Source organism: Agromyces sp. ISL-38 (genome assembly GCF_018613935.1).
Lineage (GTDB): Bacteria > Actinomycetota > Actinomycetes > Actinomycetales > Microbacteriaceae > Agromyces.
On the sequence record NZ_JAGGPF010000011.1, the window covers coordinates 65,865 to 83,552 of the forward strand.

Here is a 17,688-nt window from a genome sequence, read left to right on the forward strand (position 1 = left end):
CGCCGCTGTCGCGCATCAGCCGACCGGATCGTCGTCAGGTGGTACTGGAAGCGCGGCGACGTCGTCTTCCATGCGCCGCACTAGGCGAGCAGCTCACCCATGTCGCCCGTCGACGCGGTAGCGCGGCGTCCGGCTTCCTAGAACAGCAGCCCGTACTTCTCCACGAGCGGCATCGTCCCCTCGAAGTCCAGTTCACAGCCGTACTCGGCGGCGAGCGGAGGCAGCGTCTCGGGGTCGTACTCGCCACCGGGCTCACCCAGGAGGCGGAACAGCGCCTCGAGCCCGCCAGGCACGATGATCTCGAGCACGCGGAGGGTGTCGTCGCCCGCGTTCCAGAAGGTGTGCCAGCGTCCTCTCGGCTTGGCCACGAGATCGCCCACGGTGGCGATGATCTCGACGCCGTCCTCGATGACGCCGAGCGTGCCGGAGAGCACGATGCTGTACTCGTCCTCGCGGCTGTGGCGGTGCAGCGGAGCGGCGAGCATCGTCGGTGCCAGCACGTGTTCGACGAGCGCGACGTCGCCGCCTGACGCGGCGCTCTCGAGCAGGTAGCGGTTGAGCAGACCCGGCGCGCCGGTGGCGTCCGCTTCGTCCGAACGCACAATGTGAGGTCTGCGAGTTGTGATCGTCATGACCACGACGGTACGTCCGCGGCATCCGGCGTCGGAATACCACAAACCTGGCATTTCTTTGACGCGTCGCGCGGTCTAGCCTTGCCACATGGACGCCGACGCCGCCCGCCGCGCGGCGGAGCAGATCGCTTCGCTCGCCGGGCGAGGCGACCACGTGGCGACCTTCTGGCGCGAGAGCGCCGACGTGCTGCGCGACGCCGTCCCGCACTACCTCGCGCCATGCTGGTTCACGCTCGACCCGGCATCCCTCGTTATGACCAGTCACTTTCAGGAGGGGGTTCCGGAGTTCCCCGCCGAGTGGGCGGCGACCGAGTACTCCGATGACGGCGATGTGCACCACCTGGCGGACATCGCGCGATCGGATGCCGGCGTCTCGACCCTGTACGACGCGACTGGCGGTCACCCTGAGACCAGCCCTCGCTGGCACACGAACATGGCCTACGGAGGAGACCAGGAGCTGATGGCCGCGCTTCGCACGCGCGACGGTCAGGTGTGGGGCGTCCTCAGCCTGTATCGCGAGCCCGACCGACCGCGCTTCGATCTCGCCGAGCTCGAGTTCGTCCGCACCGTTGCACCGCTTCTCGCCGATGGAGCCCGGCGTGGACTCCTCGTCGGCGAGGCTGGAGACCCGGAGAGCTCCGACGCGCCGGGGCTCGTCGTGCTGAACGAAGACTGGCGGCCCGAATCGGTCTCGCCCGGTGTCGAGAAGTGGCTGCATGAGCTGCCCGACGGTGCGTGGGATGCCGGCCGCCTCCCGCCGTCCGTGCTGGCGGTGGCCGGCCGCGCACTCGCCAGGGCTGAAGCGACGACCAGATCGGATGCCGCGCAGGTGGCGGTGGCACGAGTGCTCACCCGGTCAGGAACGTGGGTGGTGCTGCACGGCGTTCCGCTAATAGCGGGCGGCCAGCGACGCGTCGCGGTGATCGTCGAGCCTGCTCATCCCGACCGGATTTCGTCGCTGCTGATGTCGGCGTATCGCCTCACCGACCGCGAGCAGGAGCTGACCAGACTTGTGCTGCAGGGCTGCACCACCGCCGACATCGCCGAGCGACTCGTGATCTCACCGCACACCGTGCAGCAGCATCTCAAGAGCGTCTTCGACAAGACCGGTGTGCGCAGCCGTCGCGAGCTCGTGAGCTCGGTTTTTCTCGCGCACTACGAGCCTCGCGTGCGCGACAACGAGCGGCGAACGGTCAGTGGGCTGCCGATGCGCGGAGGTCCAGTGACGGGAACGCCCCTGCGATAGCGTTCTCCCGCTCGATCGGGGCGGAGGCGATGAGCGAGTGGACCACCCAGCGGCGTATCGGAGCGGAGTGGGCCGGCTACTCCCCGGCGGTTCGACGCCCTCGACGTCGAGTTCTGGTCGCGCACCTGGTGCAGTCCCCTATTCCGCACCGTAGGTATTCCTGGCCAGCTCGCCTGCGCGGACGATCGAGCGCGCGATGCTGTCAGAAACGATCGCTTTTGAACACGGCCGCCGAAGTGGTCACAATCCGCCCCGAGCATTGGTCAGAACTCATTATTCGCGCCAAGTAGGGGATACCCCGCGGCGCAAACGTTTCGACTCCCGTGCACCCATGAACGGCGTACCTCAACGGTTGTTGGGCACTCCCAGCGACCGAGGCATGGATGGAATCGAAAGTTCGAACTGGTCCACTGCCGCCCACTCAATTTGGTTCGCGGCGGCCCGGCCAATGGAGAAGGCGCCCACCGTCCGCCGGCGAGCGCCCCTCCCATTGCCAGACCTACTCGAGCGCGAAGAGCGTGTAGGAACCCGCGTTGTCGGCGTTGATCACGATGCAGTCGATGGACTGCTTCTCGTCCTCGCCGGTCTCACCGCTCGTGATGAAGCGGTCGGCCTGCTGCACGGCGAGCTGCGAGATCAGCACGGCCGGCTGCAATCCGGTGGCGAGGAGCTTGCCGTCCGCGATGGCCGCCACTGCGTCAGGGCTTCCGTCGAAACCGGCGATGACGACCTTGCCGGTCAGTCCCGCAGCCTCGACCGCGGCAACGGCACCGAGCGCCATCGTGTCGTTGCCCGCGATGATGCCCTGCACATCGGGATTACGCTGCAGCAGTGTCTCGATCTTGCTGAACGCCTCATCCTGGCTCCAGTTGGCGGTCTCCTTCGCGACCTGGATCAGGTTCGGGTACTGCGAGATGACGCTGGCGAACGCCTCGGAACGAACGCCGGCGTTCGTGTCCGATTCCTTGCCGGTGAGCTCGAGGTACTTGCCGCCATTCGGAAGTGCAGCGACGAACTCCTCCGCGACCGCTGCCGCACCCTGCGCGTTGTTGGCGACGATCTGCGCCTTGGCGATACCGGTCTCGTTGATCTCACGATCGATCAGGAAGACGGGGATGCCGGCATCCTCGGCCTTCTGGACCGGGCCGATCGAGGCGTCCGCGCCGGCATTGTCGAGGATGATCGCCTTCGCGCCGTTGCTGATCGCCGCGTCGATGAGCTCGCTCTGCTTGTTCGGGTCGTCGTCGTGAGAGGCGACGGATGTCTCGTATCCGAGTTTCTCAGCCTCGGCCTGGGCCGCATCCGCCTCCGCCTTGAAGAACGGGTTGTCGTGAGATGGCGTGATGATCGCGATGAGCCCGCCCGCCTCACCGTCTCCGCCAGTTCCGCCATCGGCTCCGCTGGGAGACGAACAGCCCGCCAGCGCCAGTGCCGTGAGTGTGGCCGCAGCAGCCGCGATGATCCTGCGTCGCATGTCTTGCCTTTCGATCGGGTGTTTCACGTACGGGCACCGGCCGACGGCCGGCGCCCTCTCGGTCAGTTGTCCGCCTGCGGCGCCTGACGCGAAGATTGTCGGTCCGCCGCTGCGAGGGCGGCGTTCTTGGAGCGCTTGATGCGCTGCTGGGCTTGATCGAGCATCACCGCGAGGATGATGACCGCGCCCTTGATCGTGATCTGCCAGAACGTCGACACGCCCAGGAGCACGAGACCATCGCTGAGGAAGCCGATCACGAACGCGCCGATCAGCACGCCTCGCACGTTGCCCCGGCCTCCGGTGAGCGCTGCACCGCCGATGACGACCGCGGCGATCGCGTTCAGCTCAAACGTCTCGCCGAGCTGCGGAGCCGCGCTCGTGAGCTCGGACGAGATGATCAGCCCGGTTGTGGCCGCGCAGAAGCCGCTGATGATGTAGACACGCATCTTCACCTTCTTCACCGGCACGCCCGAGAGCTCGGCTGCGCGCTCGTTCCCGCCGGTGGCGTAGACCCAGCGGCCGAAGGGGGTCTTGCGCAGCACGAAGACGGCGATGAGGGCGAAGACCACCATGATCCAGATGGCGGTCGGGATACCGAGGATGCGGCCCCCGCCGATCAGGAGGAACCCCTGGTTCCCCAGCTCCGCGCTGCCCGCGAGGCGCGGGTAGGTGGTGCCGTTCGAGATCAGCAGGGCGGCACCGCGGGCAACGTACAGCATGCCCAGTGTGGCGATGAACGGGGCGACGTTGAACCTCGTGACGAGCACCCCGTTGACCGCCCCGACGAGCGTGCCGACGGCGAGCGCGGCGATCACGACGACCCAGACCTGCGGGAAGGCGACGATGTCGAAGAGGTCGAGCTGCCACCCCTGCAGGAGGGTGCCGGCGACGACGCCGGACAGTCCGACGGTGGAGCCGACCGACAGGTCGATGCCCCCCTTGAGGATGACGAACAGCATGCCGAGCGCGAGGATCGCGTTGTAGGCGACGTGCTTGGTCATCGTGATGAGGTTGTTCATGGTCAGGAACGAGTCCGACAGCGACGCGAAGACGATCACGAGGAGAATCAGCGCGATGAAAGCGCGTCCTTCCATGAGCAGCGACCAGATGTCGACGCTCCGGGAGGGCCGCTTCGGATCGGGCGCCGGCTTCGCAATCGTGGGTTCGGCGTGCTGGGTGGTCATGGCGTTCATCGGTGTGCGCTCCCCGTCAGTTCTTCCTCGGTCGCCTCTCCGGAGGCGATCATCAGGTCTTCGCGTGTGGCGTTCTTCGGGTCGAACTCGCGGACGATGCGGCCCTTCGACATCACCACGACGCGGTTCGAGACGCCGAGCGCCTCGCTCACCTCCGACGTGGCGAAGAGCACGGCGAGGCCGCGCCGGGCCTCACGGGCCATGAGGGCGAAGATCTCGCCCTTCGCTCCCACGTCGATCCCCCTCGACGGCTCGTCGAGCAGGATGACGTCGGGTTCGGTCATGAGCACCTTTCCGATGACGACTTTCTGCTGGTTCCCGCCCGACAACGAGGTGATCGGCGCGGTGGGACCGGATGTCTTGACGCGAACGTCGGCGATGCCCTTCTCGACGGCCTGCCGCTCGCGGCGATCGCCGATCCAGAAGCCCCGCACGTAGGCGATCAGGCTCGCGAGAGAGCTGTTCTCCCCCACCGACATGGTCTGCACGAGTCCATCGCGCTGCCGGTCCTCCGGAACGAGCGCCAGCCCCATCGCGATGCGGTCGGCGATCGATTCGCCGCGCAGCTCCCGCCCGCCGACGGCGACCGTGCCGCGCTGGATCGGCGCACGGCCGGCGAGTGCTTCGAGCAGTTCCGTGCGGCCGGCGCCCATGAGTCCGTAGAGGCAGACGATCTCGCCGGCCCGCACGTCGAGGCTGAGGTCGTCGACGGCGAGCCGGGTGGGGTTGGATGGGTCCGCGACCGTCACGTTCCGCAGCGACAGGGCGATCTCGCCGAACTCGTCGCGCAGTTCGGGGCTGAGGTCGTCGGCTGACCGTCCGACCATGTTGGAGATCACCCAGGCGATGTCGATCGCGTCGCGTTCCCCCTTCGCCACGAGCTCGCCGTCACGGAACACGACCGCGTGGTCCGCGATCTCCAGTGCCTCCTCGAGGTGATGGGAGATGTAGACGATGGCCACTCCCGAGTCGGTCAGCTCGCGGATGAGCCGGAACAGCACTTCCACCTCATTGCCCGAGAGCGCTGACGTCGGTTCGTCCATGATCAGCACCCGCGCATCGCCGGCGAGCGCGCGTGCGATCTCCACGACCTGCTGCTGGCCGAGGCGGAGATCCGCGACCAGGGTGCGCGGGTCGAGCTGTTCCTCCAGCCGTGCCATCAGTTCGCGCGTTCGCACGCCCTCGGTGCGGTCGTCCACGACGATGCCCCCGTGAACGAGCTCCCGGCCCATGTAGATGTTGTCCCTGATGCTCAGGTTCGGACACAGGCTGAGTTCCTGGTGGATGATCGCGATTCCGTGCTCGGCCGCGTCGACGGTGCTGACCAGCTGGAGCTCACGGCCGTCCAGTTCGAGGATGCCGCTCGTCGGCGTCTCGACACCGGAGAGGATCTTCATGAGCGTCGACTTGCCCGCACCGTTCTCTCCGAAGAGCACCGTGACCGCACCGCTGCGGATCTCGAAGTCCACGCCCTTGAGTGCCCTCGTGGCGCCGTACGTCTTCGTGATCTGCCGTGCGCGCATCACCACGGCGTCGCGTTCGATCGCGACGTCGCTCACGGCTGCACCTCGAACACCACCGGGACGACGGACACGAGTGCGGGGTTGACCCTCGTGAACGCGCCGACGACATGCAGCGTTCGCCCCTCGAGCGAGGCGGGGTCTACACCGCTCAGCGCCGTCTCGCGCACGCTGTTGTTCAGCTCGGTCGCGACCTCCTGGAACTCGAGCTGGTTCTTGAACTCGTTGAAGGAGACCGTGCCGGTGACGTCACGCACTGCCGTGCCGTTGATCGCCGGGCCGATCTGCACCTGCACGGTGACGCCGCCAGGTATTCCGTCGACCGTGACGGGCAGGATCGATCCGTTCGGGGCTCCCGCGACGGCCGTGAACTCCACAGGGAAGCTGTATGAGCTGCCCGCCCCCGGCGTGTGCCCGAACTCCGCTTCGTCGGCCCCGGCTGCGAGGTCTTCGAGCAGGCCGGCGAGGTCGATCGCGTCCGCCTCGATCTGCGGCGCGATCTCCGACTCGTAGCGTTCGGCGGCATACCCGGCGGGGTCGAACGCCTTCCCGCTCGTGGCCGCCTGCGCGTCATCCGTCGTGACGAACCTCGTGCTGGCCACCGCGGCGGAACCCAGCACGAGCACGGCGACGGTCCACACCATCCACGGTCTGATCGGCGGGCGTCTACGGGTCGGTCGGGTCATCGGCTGCTCCTTTGCAGGTGGTGAGGGGTGCGTTCGCGGTGCGCGAGGATCAGCGCTCGATCTTGTCGAGGTGGAGCATGCGGGCGAGGTTCTGGTCGAGCTCGTCGTCGCGGAAGACCTTCTTCCAGTCGTCCTTGATGATCGACTCCTTGCCGTAGTCCATCGCGATGAGGCATGCGTCACTGAACGGGTTGTCGCCGCGGAGGCCGTTCGCGAGCGCGACCTGCGTGTGGCCGAGCAGGATCGAGCGAGCGGCGGCTTCGGGCACGCCCATGGTGTTGACGGCCTCGTCGAGCGCCTCCTTCAGGAGCGCGCCGACCATGCACGCGATCGTCTCGACGAGGGTGGGCTCGAGCTGGGCGAGCTGCTTGATCGTGACCCGGTGCACATCGATGACGGGGGCGTAGATCGCCCGCACGGTGGCCTCGACGATCGCCTGCTTCGCCGGGTCATCCGACTCGATCGCGGTGATCGCGTCTTGCGGCGCCGCGATGCCGCCGAACGTGTCGGCGTACTCCTCGGGGGTGGTGCGCTGCAGGAAGATCGACGGATGGCACGGGTGCGCGACCGCCTGGATGATGTCGTCGCGCGTGGTGAGCAGGCCCGCGTACGCAGCCGCCGGGTCGAGGGTGAGCACGATCGCGCCGGGCTTCAGCTGCGGCACGAGGTCGGCCGTGACCGGGCTGAGGGCGAGGTCGGGCACGGCGAGCACGACGATGTCGGCATCGCGCACGGCGTCGGGCGAGTCGGTGAGCTCGCGGCCGGCCGCGCGGACGCGCTCCTGGCCGGCGGGCGAGTTCTCGCTGTAGAAGACCGTGTGGTCGGTCTTCACGAGGTTGTCGGAGACGCGCATGCCCATCTTGCCGCCGGCGCCGATGACGGCGATCGTGTAGGTCTCGGTAGTGGTGGCGGTGCTCATCGGATGCTCCTCAGGTAGTCGAGTGCGGTGGTGGTCCAGTCGTTCTCCGCCTGGATTGTGGTCTCGGGGTCGCCCTGCCAGGGCAACCAGTGTTCGACGATCTCGTTCACGCCGCGGGCCTCGGGATTCACCGCGGCGAGCAGGTGCGGGTAGTCATGCAGTCCCTCCCCCATCGGGGCGCCGCTGTAGGTGAACCCCACCCAGCCCTCCTGCCGGGAGAAGGCGAAGTCCTTGGCGTGGATGCTGCGGGTGACCGGCGCGCACCGCTCGACGGCGTCGCGCGGCAGCTCGAGGCCCGCGACGACGTTGGCGGGGTCGAGGCAGATGCCGAGCCGGTGGCTGCCGACGCGCTCGATGAGCCCGACGAGCTCGGCGGTCGGCACTTGCTCGTAGGTCTCGAGGGCGAGCGTGACGCCCTCGACCTCGTACGCGGGCATGACCTGGCGCAGCATGTGCTCTGCCTCGTCGAGGGTCGGCCGGAAGCCCGGTGCGAAGACCATGCTCCGCACGAGGTCGGCATCGAACCGCTCCGCGAGACGGAGGAACGTCATGAGGTGACCGGGCGCAACGCCCTTCGTGCCGAGCTCGATGCGGATGCCGAGCCGGCGTGCCGCGAGCGCCGCGTCGCGCAGCTCGGCCGACGACATCATCAGCAGCGGCGCGTAGTCGCAGATCTGGAAGAGGTCGACGTCGAGCTCGCGGGTGCGCTCGAGTGCCCCGATGAGGTCGAGCGGCTGCGGCACGCGATCCGAGTGCTGCCAGAAGAAGGCATAGCTGCCGAGGCCGATCACGCGCGCACCTCCTCGCGACGGGCCGCAAGCGCGGCGGCCTCGTCGAGCACGTCGGCGAGCGCGGCCGGGTCGTGCGCGAAGCGGCCGAGGAAGAGCCCGTCGACGGCGTCGCCCAGCTGGGTCAGCAGTCCCGGACCCGCCGAGCCGCCGTAGATCACGGTGCTGTCGTGGCGGCCGTCGAGCGCGTCGACGGCGTCGCGGAGTGCGCTTGCCACGATGGCGATGTGCCCAACGGGCGCGGGCTCGGGGGCCCCGATCGCCCATACGGGCTCGTACGCCACGATGACGCGCCCGGCGGGGGCGCCGTGGAGTGCGGCGTGCAGCTGTCGCACGACCTCGGCAGCGGCATCCGTCGCCTCGAGCCGCTCGGCCTCCCCGAGGCAGAGCACGGGAGTGAGCCCGTTGCGCAGGGCCGCGGCCGTCTTGCCGGCCACGACATCCTCGGTCTCGCCGAAGAACCGCCGCCGTTCGGCGTGTCCGACCTCGGCGAGGCGCACGCCGACCTCGGCGAGCTCGGCGGCGGACACCTCGCCCGTGTACGCGCCGGCGTCTTCCGTCGCGACATCCTGCGCGCCGACGACGACCCGCGTGCCCCGGAAGGCCTCGATCGCGGGGAGGAGCTGCACGTAGGTGGGAATCACGAAGCACTCGACCCTGCCGTCGATGACCGCCGGATGCGTCACCGCGAGCTCCGCGACCCGCTCGAACCAGCGGCGCGCGTCGGCGTGCCCGAAGTACATCTTCAGGCTCACCCCGACCGACACGCTCGTGGGCATCAGCAGGATCCGGTCGTCTCGTACTGGCCGATGGCGGCGACCTTCTCAGCGGACGCCGAGGCGGGATCGAAGCGGTAGCCGACCCACTCGCGCACGAGCCGGCGCGCGAGCTCGATGCCCACCACGCGCTGGCCCATCGTGAGTACCTGGGCGTCGTTCGAGAGCACGCTGCGCTCCACCGAGAAGCTGTCGTGGGCGGTCGCGGCGCGGATGCCCGGCACCTTGTTCGCCGCGATCGCGACGCCGAGGCCGGTGCCGCAGATGAGCAGCGCCCGGTCGGCCTCACCGGCCGCGACGAGCTCGGCGGCGGCGACGGCGACCTTCGGGTACGACGTGTGGCCCTCGGCGTCGACGCCGACATCGACGACGGATGCCACGCCGCCGTGCTGCTCGAGATCGCGCTTCAGGATCTCCTTGTAGTCGAACCCGGCGTCATCACTGCCGACGACGATGCGGAGCTGTTCAGGCATGCTCGTGTTCCTTCCCCTCGTCGGTCGATCCGACGAGCACTTCCCCCACCGCGTGCACGATGAGGGCGAACGAGTGGGCGCCGGGATCCGGCGTGCCGAGGCTCTTCTCGGCGTGAGGGCGGGCTCGGCCCATGCGCGGCAGAAGGTCGGTGGTCGCGGCAGCCGCGGCGGTCGCCGCCTCGTCGGCGGTCGACCACGCCTCGGCGAGTCGCGAACCGCCGGCGATCTCGCGCTCGAGCGTGTCGGCGAACGGGATGAGCGCGTCGACCATCGTCTTGTCACCGAGCTGCGCCTTGCCGTAGGCGACGACGCCGTCGGCTGCCGAGCGCACTCCCGCCGCAACTGCGTCGCGCGTTGGCGAGTGCTCGTCTCCGAGCGCCTGCCCGACCGAGCGGAGCACGACGCCCCAGAGCGCACCCGAGGTGCCGCCGGCGCGGTACGACCAGGCGTCCGCCGCTCGTGCGAACACCGCGCCGGCGCCGGCGCCGGCACCGGCGGTGGCCCGCGCCGCCGCGAGTGCCGCGTGCGCGCCGCGCTGCATGCCGATGCCGTGGTCGCCGTCGCCCGCGATCGCGTCGAGGCGTCCGAGCACATCGACGTTCGCGTCGACGACGGCGGCGATCGCGGCGATCGCCTCGACGGCGGTCGCGGCGGCCCGGCGCGACTCGGCGGACCCCTCGGGGATCGCGTCGGCCGCGGCATCCGTCGCCTCGACGATCTCGTCGAGCTCTGCCGCGACGACCGAACCCTTGCGATACGCGGGAGTGTCGACCGGTGCGTTCCAGAGCCGCTCGAGCTCGTCGTCCAGCCAGAAGAGCGTGAGGGAGGTGCCCGCCATGTCGAAGCTCGTGCAGTACTCGCCGACGTGCGGGTCGACGATCTCGATGCCCGCCTCCTCGAGGAGCCCGGCGATGCGGCGGTAGACGACGAACATCTCCTCGTACTTGAGGGCGCCGAGCCCGTTCAGGATCGGAACGACGCGCGCGCCCCTCGCACCGGCGACGCCGTCGGGGAGCTCGGCGAGGAGGCTGCCGACGAGCAGTTCGGCGAGCCCGTCGGCCGTCGGCACGTCGGTCTCGTCGATGCCGGGCTCGCCGTGGATGCCGAGCCCGACGGCCATGCGCCCCTCGGGCACGGTGAACAACGGGGCATCCGCTCCCGGCAGCGTGCAGCCGGTGAACGCGACCCCGAACGAGCGAGTGCGGTCGTTCGCGTGGCGGGCCACCCGCACGACCTCGGGGAGGTCGTATCCCGACTCGGCTGCAGCGGCGGCGGCCTTGAACACCGTGAGGTCGCCGGCGATGCCGCGGCGGCGGTGCTTCTCGGTCGTCGGAGCGCTCGAGATGTCGTCGGTGACGGTCACGGTCTCGCACGGGATGCCCGCCGCCCGCAGCTCCGCTTGCGCGGCGTCGAAGTTCAGCACGTCGCCGGCGTAATTGCCGTAGGTGAACAGCACGCCGCCGCCGTTCTGGGCCCCGGTCGCGACCGAGCGCACCTGGCCCGTCGACGGCGACGCGAAGAGATTGCCCATCGCCGCACCGTGCGCGAGCCCCTGGCCGACGAGCCCGCCGAAGGCCGGGTAGTGCCCCGAGCCGCCGCCGATCACGACCGCGACCTGCCCCTCGGGCGATCGGGTCGAGCGCACCACACCGCCGGGCACGTGCCGCACGTAGCGGCGGTTCGCTGCGACGAAGCCCTCGATCATCTCGTCGGCGAAGTCCTCGGGCCGGTTGTGCAGGCGTGTCATCGCGGAACCCCCGAGACCTCGTCGTCGGTGGCCGAGGCGGCGTCGGTGGCTCGAGCCGCTGCGGCATCCGATGCGGTGACGGATGCCGCGGCGTCCGGCCCATGACCGCGTTCGACGTCGCTCACGACGGCTGGTTGCGCTGTGCTGGTGTCCACTCTGACTCCTGTCTTTCCGACTCTGGTCCGGGCCCGACGATCGCCCCTTGCTACATCGGGCCCGGGTCCCCATATTGGCAAACCGGTTGACCAATTGCAAGCCGCGCGTCACCATTCGACCGGATGCTCCGGTTGGTAGGTTTATGCGTATGCCCGTATTCCGCGACGACAGCTCGGCCGAGATCGCCGCCGCCCTCGGCGCGCTCCCATCGGGCTCGGCTGTCTCGGTGGTCGCGACGCAGCTCCTCGATCTCTTCACGAGCGGCTCGATCCCGCCGGGCACCCGGTTGCCGCCCGAGCGCCAGCTCGCAGCGCGCCTCGAGGTGGGTCGCTCCGCCGTGCGAGAGGCGCTCGCGGCGCTCGAGATCCTCGGCATCGTCGACGTGCGCCCCGGCTCGGGCACCTACCTCCGCGGCACCGTGAGCGAGCTCCTCCCCCAGAGCCTCAGCTGGGGCGTGCTCATCGGCCAGCGCAGCACGACCGAGCTGCTCGAGCTGCGCTCGGGCCTCGAGATCTACGTCGCCCGCCTCGCCGCCGACCGGCTCACCGACGAACAGCTCGCGGCGCTCGCACGACACCTCGACCGCATGCGCGCCTCGGTCGACGACGACCTGAAGTCCTTCGTGAAGGCCGATCTGGCCTTCCACCGCGAGCTCGCGACGAGCGCCGACAACTCGGTGCTCCTCGACCTGCTGCAGATCGTGCGCTCGCTCCTGCGCGTCTGGGTCGATCGCGCCGTGCAAGACGAAGCCAAGGCCCGCACCGCGCTCGAGGAGCACGAAGCGGTCTATCGCGCCCTCTCCGCACGCGACGGCGACGCCGCCGCCTCGGCGATGGCGGCGCACATGGCCACGGCATCGGCGCGACTCGCGGCGGCGCAGGAGAGCGACGCCGCGGGAACCGCCTGAGTCGATCCGCGCGATGCGTGCGATCGGCCGGCCCCGTCAGAGCGCCGGCATCAGTCGCGCGAGTCGAGCACCGCGACCTCGTAGGGTGCCACGATGTGGTGACGTTCGCCGCCACCATGGCGCACGTTGAGCGCAACGGGCCGGTCGGCGAGGCTCGCCACGAGAACGCGCCATGAGCCGTCGGGCCTCGCTCCGCCGACGATCCAGATGCCGTTGGGCGAGTCGCTGCGCGGCGTGAGCAATCGGGCACCGGCGATGGAGGCGATCTCCTCGATCGCGCGCGCCACGGGGAACGGGCCGGCTGCGTCGCGGATGCCTCGGGGCCCGACCGTCTCGAAGTAGTCGACGCTCGCGACCGAGCCGGTGCCGGTGCCGGTGTCGCCGCCGTTGCCGCCGGCGACAGCGCCCGCGCAGATCGCGGCGAAGCTCGCGACCGTCCAGGCCTCCAGCGCGACGGATGCCTGGCGGGGGTCGGTCGCGCCCTCGACGAGCGCGGCCCCATACCCCTCGGCGAGCGCCGCCGCCGTCGCCGGCCGTGCTCCGCCTCCGCTCGTCGCCACCGCGTTGAAGCGCGATCGCAACGTGATCGGGCCCACATGCACCGGTCGACCGTCGGCGATCCGCACCGCATCCCGCACGACGATCGCCTGCATCGCGACCGACTCGACGAGCTGGGCACGCTCGGTCGCGTGCATCTGCGGCGTCATCGCGAACGTGATGCCCTCGAGATCTGCCGGCAGCTCGTGGTGCTGCCGATTGAGCTCCGTGAAGTGCGACCGCGCGCCACCGATGAGCTCGGCTTCCGGCAGGCTGCTGCGCGCGGCATCCGTGAGCGCCTCCCACAGCTCGGGCTCGGTGACGTGCCCGCGGCCGCCGAAGACGCCGATTCGGGCAACGGAACCGGATGCCGCGGCGGCGGCCACCGCGGCGTGCACCGCGGCCGGATCGTCGGCCGGGATGCGCACGTCGAGCGGCAGCCCGCCCGCCTCCACCGCAGCGCGAGCGAGGGCAGCGCGCCACGACGGCGACCGGGTGTCGAGCTCGACGAGCAGCCCTGCGACTCCTGCGGGCAGGCCGCCGGCCGAGAACGCCGCGTCGGGCACGGTCGAGGCGCCGAGGGTCACGGCGGGAACGAGGTGGTCGGTCTGGGCGAACTCGACGACCTGATCGGCGCCGGTCGCGGCATCCGTCGCCCGACGCGGCTCCACCCGCGCGCACTCGAACTCGACCGACTGCTCGATCACGGCGCCCGCCGCGATGACGACGGGGAACGGGCGCGCGAGGGGCGTGCTGTACGTCTTGTACGAGGCGTCGGTCCAGTTGCGCTGGTCCTCCATCTCGAACACGTCACCCGCGAAGGTCGCCGTCGTGGCGACGCCGTCGTAGGCCCACGCGAGCGAGCTGATGTCCATGGCCGGCTGGTGCGGCGAGACCTCCACGGGAAAGGCGGTGTTCCGGATGCCGCCGCTCGACGTGCCGATCGTCAGCTCCGCGCCGGCCACGACGGGCGGATGCAGCACGATGAGGCCGAACCGGTTGCTCAGGAACTCGACGCGAGACGTCGCCACGAGCCGTACCGCGAAGCGGGTGTCGTCGGCGCGCACCTCGATCGCGGCACCGATGTCGGCGCCCAGGCCGCGCAACGCGAGCTGGAGATCGACGCCATCGGCACGTTCGACGACCGACTCGACGATCGCCGGCACGGTGGCCCAGTCCCGGTCACGCGCGACCGCGCGCACGCTGCGCACGACGGGTGAGCCGTCGAAGGTCAGGTCGGCGAGCTCGTCGCCGCGGAGTTCGAACCGCCACGGCCCGACGGCGAACGAGACTGGCTCGGGCTCGTGGTCACCCCAGGCTGCCTCGCGGGTGGACCAGCTCTCAACGGTCACAGGCTCGACATCCCACCGTCGACGGCGAACGCGGCGCCCGTGGCGAACGCGCTCTCGTCGCTCGCGAGGAAGACCATGATGCCCTCGACATCGGCGGCCGACCCCGCGCGCCCCATCGGGATGCGGCTGACGATCGACGCACGCGCTTCGTCATCACCGGTGAGCGTGGAGACGAGCGGCGTCTCGGTGTACGCGGGAATGACGGTGTTCACCCGGATGCCGTCGCGCGCGTACGCCGCGGCGACCGTGCGCCCGAGCCCGTGGATGCCGGCCTTCGAGGCGCTGTAGGCGGTGAAGACGTCTCCCTCGCCGCGCACGCCCGTGGGGCTGCCGGTGAGGATGATCGAGCCGCCGCCTCCGCCGTCGCTCGCGAGCATCGCCCGCACCGCGTGCTTCACGGTGAGGAACGTTCCCGTGAGGTTGATGTCGATCGTGCGGCGCCAGACCTCGAGGTCGAGGTCGCCCGCGCGCGCATCGTGGCCGAACAACTGCACGCCGGCGTTCGCGACGACGACGTTCGGGCTCCAGCCGTCGGCGGCGAGCAATGCCATCGCCGCCTCGACGGATGCCTCGTCGGAGATGTCCATGACGACGGCCCGGGCTGCGCCGGCTCCGTCGCCCGAGTCGCCGAGCCCGGCCACGACCGTGGCCAGCGCCGCCTCATCGCGGTCGGCGAACACGACGCGCGCGCCCTCGCCCAGGAATCGCAACGCGACCTGCCGCCCGATTCCCGAGGCTGCGCCCGTGACGAGTGCGGTCTTTCCGGTGAGCCGGTCGTTCATATCGGGCCTTTCGCAGCAATCGTCGTCGATAACCGGTTCACCGGTTCATCCGTCACGTTACCGTCTCGGCGGCACTCGCGACCACCGCGCGCGAGCGCCGCGAACGACGAATGCCGCATGACGAACGCGCGAGCGGCGCGAACGCCGAACGCCGCATGACGAACGCGCGAGCGCCGCCCGACCCGCCGGCGTCAGGCGCGCGTCGACTCGCGAACCACGAGCTCGGGCTGGAACACCACCTGCTCGGGAGTGAACTCGCTGCCGGCAGCAGCCTCCCTGAGCAGGAGGTCGACCGCGGTGTAGCCGATGAGCGAGGCGGGTTGCCGGATGGAGGAGAGCGGCACGACCGCCGCCGAGGCGAAGTCGATGTCGTCGTAGCCGATGAGGGCGATATCGCCCGGCACGTCGACGGTGCCGAGCATCTTGAGCGCCTGGAGCACGCCCATGGCGAGCAGGTCGTTCGCGGCGAAGATCGCGTCGGGGCGCTCGGAGACCGGCCGCTCGCGGATCACCTCGCCCGCCGCGCGGCCCTGCAGCACGGTGAGCGAATCGGTCTCGATGACCTCGAGCGCCATCCCGGGGGTCGCCGCGACGGCACGACGCGCGCCCTCGAGGCGGTCGGCCACCTGACCGATGCTCGAGGGGCCGCCCACGAACGCCACGCGGCGCCGTCCGGTTTCGGCGAGGTGCCGCACGGCGAGTTCGCCGCCCACGACGTCGTCAACCGCGACCGACGAGTAGCTCCGGTCGGCAGACTCGCGGTCGACCAGCACCACCGGGGTGCCGCGCTTCCGCAACCGCTCGAGTCGCGGCAGGTCGTCGGTGAGCGGCGAGATGAGCACGCCGTGCACACGCTGCTGCTCGAACAGGTCGAGGTAGGCGCCCTCGCGGTCGGGGTTCTCGTCGCTGTTGCCGAGCAGCAGCGTCATGCCGTCTTCAGCCGCACGATCCTCCGCGCCGCGGGCGACATCCGTGAAGAACGGGTTGCGCACGTCGAGCACGATGAGGCCGATCGAGCTGCTGCGCCCCGCTCGCAACTGGCGAGCGGCATCGTTGCGCACGAAGCCGAGCTCGGCGATCGCGGCACGCACCCGCTCGACGGTCGCGGGCGAGACCTTCTCGGGCCGGTTCAGCACATTCGAGACCGTGCCCACGGAGACGGATGCCGCAGCAGCGACATCCCGCACACTGACGACCATCTCCGCCTCCTCCGCCGGGCCGTTTCCCACCGATGCCGATCACGTTCGGCCCTCGCCGAAACGATTCAGTTGCTGCCGTCGAGAGTACTGCCCCGCTGTGCCGTGCGCGACTTCTCAGGGCACCGAGACGGCGCGGATGCCGCGACGTGCCGATGGCCCGGCCGGCGATCGTTCCGCCGACCGGGCCACCGCTGGGGATGACTAGAAGTCGAAGTCCCCGATGTTGTCGGCGTTGAAGACGAACGGATCGCCGAGCAGCACGACCCCGTCAGCGCCGACCTCGTACTCCCCGAGCTTGCCGGCCTCGAACGAGTCGCCTTCCTCACCCGTGATCTCGCCCTCGATGAGCGCCTTGGTGGCGTACGCAGCGAGGTAGCCGAGGTCTGCCGGGTTCCAGAGGGCGAACGCCGTGACGGTGCCGTCCTCGACGTACTCGCGCATCTGGTTCGGCGTGCCGAGACCGGTCAGTGCGACCTTGCCCTTGTACTCCGACGTGGAGAGGTAGCGCGCCGCGGCCGCGATGCCCACGGTCGTGGGCGAGATGATGCCCTTCAGCTCCGGGTAGGTCTGCAGCAGCGCCGCCGTCTTGTCGAACGAGGTCTGGTCGTCGTCGTCGCCATAGACGGTCTCGACGAGCTCGATGTTCGGGTGGTTGGCCGCGAGCTCCTCCTCCATGAGCTTGATCCACGCGTTCTGGTTCGTCGCGTTGGCGGATGCCGAGAGGATCGCGATCTGGCCGGCGTCACCGATCTGCTCGGAGATGAGGTCGATCTGCGACTTGGCGATGCCCTCTGCGGTCGCCTGGTTGATGAACAGGTCGCGGCAGTCGGCGTTCGTGTCGGAGTCGAACGTGACGACCTTCACTCCGGCATCGCGCGCCTCGTTGAGCGCGTCGCAGATGGCCTCGGGGTCGTTCGCCGAGACGACGAGTCCGCCGACGCCCTGCTGTGCTGCCGTCTGGATGAACGTGACCTGCGACGTCGGGCTGGCCTCGGAGGGGCCGACCTCGGCGAAGGTGCCGCCGAACTCCTCGATGGCCTCTTCGCCGCCCGCGTTCGACGTGTCGAAGTACGGGTTGCCGAGGTTCTTCGGGAGGAAGGTGATCGCGAGGTTGGCGTCGCCGCCACCGTCGCCGGCGTCGTCGCCGCCGCCGTTGCCCCCGGCCGCGCACCCCGTCAGGACGAGCGCGGCGCCGAGTGCCAGTGCTGTGAACGTCGCGCCGACGTGGCGGCGAGTTCGGTCATGATTGAACATCGTTGTTTCCTTTCATGGTGCCGGATACCGGCCTGTGTGATGAGCAG

Annotated in this window: 17 protein-coding genes; 2 read left to right on the forward strand and 15 right to left on the reverse strand. The window is 69.8% G+C overall.

Annotated features, from left to right (window positions below; translation table 11 throughout):
- Window positions 1–137 precede the first annotated feature (137 nt).
- Complete coding sequence (locus J7E25_RS13610) at window positions 138–632, reverse strand: cupin domain-containing protein (RefSeq protein ID WP_214870693.1); 495 nt, start codon at window positions 630–632, stop codon at window positions 138–140.
- A gap of 88 nt (window positions 633–720) precedes the next feature.
- Between J7E25_RS13610 and J7E25_RS13615 the strand changes: the two genes are divergently transcribed.
- Window positions 721–1,878 (forward strand): LuxR C-terminal-related transcriptional regulator, encoded by a 1,158-nt coding sequence (locus tag J7E25_RS13615; protein ID WP_214870694.1) that lies wholly within the window; start codon window positions 721–723, stop codon window positions 1,876–1,878.
- A 499-nt stretch (window positions 1,879–2,377) separates the two neighbouring features.
- Here J7E25_RS13615 and J7E25_RS13620 read toward each other — a convergent pair whose 3' ends face one another.
- The 10 genes from J7E25_RS13620 to J7E25_RS13665 form a co-directional block, all read right to left on the reverse strand.
- The gene (locus J7E25_RS13620; RefSeq protein ID WP_214870695.1) at window positions 2,378–3,352 is read right to left on the reverse strand and encodes a D-ribose ABC transporter substrate-binding protein; all 975 of its coding nucleotides are present in this window, start codon (window positions 3,350–3,352) and stop codon (window positions 2,378–2,380) included.
- Between the two features lie 62 nt (window positions 3,353–3,414).
- Window positions 3,415–4,536, reverse strand: a complete 1,122-nt coding sequence (locus tag J7E25_RS13625) for an ABC transporter permease (protein ID WP_214870696.1) — start codon at window positions 4,534–4,536, stop codon at window positions 3,415–3,417.
- 5 nt (window positions 4,537–4,541) lie between these two features.
- Window positions 4,542–6,104, reverse strand: a complete 1,563-nt coding sequence (locus J7E25_RS13630) for a sugar ABC transporter ATP-binding protein (RefSeq protein WP_308164570.1) — start codon at window positions 6,102–6,104, stop codon at window positions 4,542–4,544.
- The gene (locus J7E25_RS13635) at window positions 6,101–6,751 is read right to left on the reverse strand and encodes a DUF2291 family protein (protein WP_214870697.1); all 651 of its coding nucleotides are present in this window, start codon (window positions 6,749–6,751) and stop codon (window positions 6,101–6,103) included. The genes J7E25_RS13630 and J7E25_RS13635 overlap by 4 nt, the downstream gene beginning before the upstream one ends.
- A gap of 49 nt (window positions 6,752–6,800) precedes the next feature.
- Window positions 6,801–7,670: a phosphogluconate dehydrogenase C-terminal domain-containing protein gene (locus J7E25_RS13640; protein WP_214870698.1), complete on the reverse strand. Its 870-nt coding sequence runs from the start codon at window positions 7,668–7,670 to the stop codon at window positions 6,801–6,803.
- Window positions 7,667–8,461 carry a sugar phosphate isomerase/epimerase gene (locus tag J7E25_RS13645; protein WP_214870699.1) on the reverse strand — a complete coding sequence of 265 codons (795 nt, stop codon included), beginning with the start codon at window positions 8,459–8,461 and terminating at the stop codon, window positions 7,667–7,669. The genes J7E25_RS13640 and J7E25_RS13645 overlap by 4 nt, the downstream gene beginning before the upstream one ends.
- Window positions 8,458–9,237 (reverse strand): triose-phosphate isomerase family protein, encoded by a 780-nt coding sequence (locus J7E25_RS13650; protein ID WP_214870700.1) that lies wholly within the window; start codon window positions 9,235–9,237, stop codon window positions 8,458–8,460. The genes J7E25_RS13645 and J7E25_RS13650 overlap by 4 nt, the downstream gene beginning before the upstream one ends.
- Window positions 9,237–9,707 carry a ribose-5-phosphate isomerase gene (locus J7E25_RS13655; protein ID WP_214870701.1) on the reverse strand — a complete coding sequence of 157 codons (471 nt, stop codon included), beginning with the start codon at window positions 9,705–9,707 and terminating at the stop codon, window positions 9,237–9,239. Before J7E25_RS13655 ends, J7E25_RS13650 begins: the two co-directional genes overlap by 1 nt.
- A complete protein-coding gene (locus J7E25_RS13660) occupies window positions 9,700–11,454 on the reverse strand; it encodes a dihydroxyacetone kinase family protein (RefSeq protein WP_214870702.1) in 1,755 nt (584 codons plus the stop codon). Before J7E25_RS13660 ends, J7E25_RS13655 begins: the two co-directional genes overlap by 8 nt.
- Window positions 11,451–11,609: a hypothetical protein gene (locus J7E25_RS13665; RefSeq protein ID WP_214870703.1), complete on the reverse strand. Its 159-nt coding sequence runs from the start codon at window positions 11,607–11,609 to the stop codon at window positions 11,451–11,453. The genes J7E25_RS13660 and J7E25_RS13665 overlap by 4 nt, the downstream gene beginning before the upstream one ends.
- 149 nt (window positions 11,610–11,758) lie before the next feature.
- On the opposite strand from J7E25_RS13665, the gene J7E25_RS13670 reads away from it, so the two are divergent.
- Window positions 11,759–12,517, forward strand: a complete 759-nt coding sequence (locus tag J7E25_RS13670) for a FadR/GntR family transcriptional regulator (protein ID WP_214870704.1) — start codon at window positions 11,759–11,761, stop codon at window positions 12,515–12,517.
- A 50-nt stretch (window positions 12,518–12,567) separates the two neighbouring features.
- On the opposite strand, the gene J7E25_RS13675 is transcribed toward J7E25_RS13670, so the two are convergent.
- The 4 genes from J7E25_RS13675 to rhaS form a co-directional block, all read right to left on the reverse strand.
- Window positions 12,568–14,406, reverse strand: coding sequence for a hypothetical protein (locus J7E25_RS13675; protein ID WP_214870705.1), 1,839 nt, complete (start codon window positions 14,404–14,406; stop codon window positions 12,568–12,570).
- A complete protein-coding gene (locus J7E25_RS13680) occupies window positions 14,403–15,188 on the reverse strand; it encodes an SDR family NAD(P)-dependent oxidoreductase (protein WP_214870706.1) in 786 nt (261 codons plus the stop codon). Before J7E25_RS13680 ends, J7E25_RS13675 begins: the two co-directional genes overlap by 4 nt.
- A 191-nt stretch (window positions 15,189–15,379) precedes the next feature.
- Window positions 15,380–16,387, reverse strand: a complete 1,008-nt coding sequence (locus J7E25_RS13685; protein ID WP_214870707.1) for a LacI family DNA-binding transcriptional regulator — start codon at window positions 16,385–16,387, stop codon at window positions 15,380–15,382.
- A gap of 201 nt (window positions 16,388–16,588) precedes the next feature.
- On the reverse strand, window positions 16,589–17,641 hold the full coding sequence (gene rhaS / locus J7E25_RS13690; RefSeq protein WP_214870708.1) for a rhamnose ABC transporter substrate-binding protein: 1,053 nt from the start codon (window positions 17,639–17,641) through the stop codon (window positions 16,589–16,591).
- Window positions 17,642–17,688: the final 47 nt, after the last annotated feature.

Excerpts from the sequence above, each read along its gene's own strand:
- J7E25_RS13610 (WP_214870693.1), bottom strand. The coding sequence starts at position 632 with ATGACGATCACAACTCGCAGACCTCACATTGTGCGTTCGGACGAAGCG.
- J7E25_RS13615 (WP_214870694.1), top strand. The coding sequence starts at position 721 with ATGGACGCCGACGCCGCCCGCCGCGCGGCGGAGCAGATCGCTTCGCTC.
- J7E25_RS13620 (WP_214870695.1), bottom strand. The coding sequence starts at position 3,352 with ATGCGACGCAGGATCATCGCGGCTGCTGCGGCCACACTCACGGCACTG.
- J7E25_RS13625 (WP_214870696.1), bottom strand. The coding sequence starts at position 4,536 with ATGACCACCCAGCACGCCGAACCCACGATTGCGAAGCCGGCGCCCGAT.
- J7E25_RS13635 (WP_214870697.1), bottom strand. The coding sequence starts at position 6,751 with ATGACCCGACCGACCCGTAGACGCCCGCCGATCAGACCGTGGATGGTG.
- J7E25_RS13640 (WP_214870698.1), bottom strand. The coding sequence starts at position 7,670 with ATGAGCACCGCCACCACTACCGAGACCTACACGATCGCCGTCATCGGC.
- J7E25_RS13650 (WP_214870700.1), bottom strand. The coding sequence starts at position 9,237 with ATGCCCACGAGCGTGTCGGTCGGGGTGAGCCTGAAGATGTACTTCGGG.
- J7E25_RS13655 (WP_214870701.1), bottom strand. The coding sequence starts at position 9,707 with ATGCCTGAACAGCTCCGCATCGTCGTCGGCAGTGATGACGCCGGGTTC.
- J7E25_RS13660 (WP_214870702.1), bottom strand. The coding sequence starts at position 11,454 with ATGACACGCCTGCACAACCGGCCCGAGGACTTCGCCGACGAGATGATC.
- J7E25_RS13670 (WP_214870704.1), top strand. The coding sequence starts at position 11,759 with ATGCCCGTATTCCGCGACGACAGCTCGGCCGAGATCGCCGCCGCCCTC.
- J7E25_RS13680 (WP_214870706.1), bottom strand. The coding sequence starts at position 15,188 with ATGAACGACCGGCTCACCGGAAAGACCGCACTCGTCACGGGCGCAGCC.
- J7E25_RS13685 (WP_214870707.1), bottom strand. The coding sequence starts at position 16,387 with ATGGTCGTCAGTGTGCGGGATGTCGCTGCTGCGGCATCCGTCTCCGTG.
- rhaS (WP_214870708.1), bottom strand. The coding sequence starts at position 17,641 with ATGTTCAATCATGACCGAACTCGCCGCCACGTCGGCGCGACGTTCACA.